Source organism: Actinosynnema sp., assembly GCF_052038725.1.
Map to the genome: position 1 here is coordinate 1 of NZ_JBQGCX010000368.1, position 1,875 is coordinate 1,875.

1 protein-coding gene and 1 pseudogene are annotated in these 1,875 nt (G+C 71.9%); one reads left to right on the forward strand and one right to left on the reverse strand.

Annotated elements, in window-relative coordinates; genetic code table 11:
- Nucleotides 1-56 precede the first annotated feature (56 nt).
- Nucleotides 57-1,346 (reverse strand): sensor histidine kinase, encoded by a 1,290-nt coding sequence (locus ACTUAL_RS07440; RefSeq protein WP_096493136.1) that lies wholly within the window; start codon nucleotides 1,344-1,346, stop codon nucleotides 57-59.
- A 212-nt stretch (nucleotides 1,347-1,558) separates the two neighbouring features.
- Between ACTUAL_RS07440 and ACTUAL_RS07445 the strand changes: the two are divergent.
- Nucleotides 1,559-1,875, forward strand: a pseudogene (locus ACTUAL_RS07445) (GDSL-type esterase/lipase family protein); the annotation flags it as partial.

Below are 1,875 nucleotides of genomic sequence, written 5' to 3' on the forward strand. Positions count from 1 at the left end.
CACCGCGGCCACCACCTCGAACCCGTGGGACTCCAGCAGCTGGACCAGACCTTGCCTCAGTAGATAGAGGTCCTCGGCGAGGACGACGCGCACGGCAGCTCCAAGATCGCGACAGTTGGTCCCCCGACCGGACTCCGAACATCAAGGCTACCGTCGAACGACGCGCACCGGCGCGCGATCCCCCGCAGCCCAGTACCCCCGTTGGTGCTCGCCCCACCGCGCCCGTCGTCGCTCACCGAGATGATCAACTTCTCCTCGGTCAACCGGGCCACGATCCCCACGTGCCGGGCGTCCGAGTGCTTGGCCGCGTTCGTCAGCAGCTCCGACACCGCGAAGTACGCCGCCGACTCCAACGGCGCGTACAACCGCCTCGGCAGGTCGACCGCCAGCTCCACGTCCAGCGGGCTCTCCAGCGCCAGGGCCTCGATCGCCGCCCCCAACCCCCGCTCCGCGAGCAGCGGCGGGTGGATGCCCCGCACCAGGTTCCGCAACTCCTCCAACGCCTTCACCGACGCCTCGCGCGCCTCCAGCAGCAGCGTCCGCACCGCGTCCACATCGGACTCCAGGTACCGGTCCGCCGCCCCCAGCTTCATCCCGATCGCCACCAACCGCGCCTGCGCCCCGTCGTGCAGATCCCGCTCGATCCGCCGGAGCTCCGCAGCCTGCACGTCGATGATCTCGGTCCGCGTGTCCGACAACTCCTGCACCCGATCCGCCAGCAGCGCGCGCCGCGTCGGCGACAGCAGCGCGTTGGTCAGCAGCGCGTGCCCCCGCACCACCCAGTGCGACCCGAACAGCCACGTCGCCAACGACACGACCCCGATGCCCAGGGACAGCGCGAGCCCCGGCACACCCCCGAACGGCATGAAGATCCCCAGGAACCACTCCCCGGCGTCCCCGAAGAAAGCCCAAGCCGATCCCGTCACCACCGTGCACTGCACCGCGTACGCGAGCGTCGTCACCGGGAACAACCCGGCCAGGAACCCCAAGAACGTGTTCCCGACCGCCCACCCCAGGTCCCGCCACGTGGCCGGGTCCCGCAGCAACCAGTACGTCCGGTGCACCACGTCCAGCACGCCCTCGGGCGGCTCGGGCCGGGGCAGGTACGGCCGCGCGATCTCCACCCCGGCCGCGCTCGCCAACCGCCTGCTCTGGTTGGCCGTCCACCGCAGCGCGGTCACCGCCACCGGCACCAGCAGCACACCCACGCCCAGCACCAGGAACGCGACCGACAGCACCGTCAGGATCACCACCACCAGCGACGCGAACGCGCTGGCCACGAGCAGCAGCCCCTGCGCCGTGGCGCGCAGCGCCAAGCGCGGCTGCTCACTCCAGGGGCTGTCCATCCGAACCAGCGCTCCGCCGTCCGCCGAGGGGGTCAACACGCCAAGCGTAGCGACCCGAGCACCGCCCGCAGTCCCCCCGAAGGGGCCCTGTCCACTTCAGGGGTTCCCCCTAAACCTCGCACCCCTCACTAGGGGTGCACCCACCCCGACCCAGGGGTTCGGCCCCCCGCCCCCAACCGGGATCATCCCCACCAGGACACCCGGGGGGCACCTTGCCGCGCAAAACTCTCACCCTGACCACCACCACTGCCGCCACCGCCACCACCGCCGCCGCCGCAGCAGCCCTGCTCCTGCTCGCAGCCACCATCGTCCTCTCCGCCCCCACACCCCGCGACCCGGCGGACACCCGCGACACCGCGGTCGTCTCCCTGGGCGACAGCGCCATGGCAGGCGAGGGCGCGGGCGACTACACCGACGACACCAACGGCGCGAACGGCAACTGGTGCCACCGCTCCCCGCACGCCCTGGTCCACCACACCGCCCTGGCCACCCGCTCCTTCAACCTGGCCTGCTCGGGCGCGGACTCGGC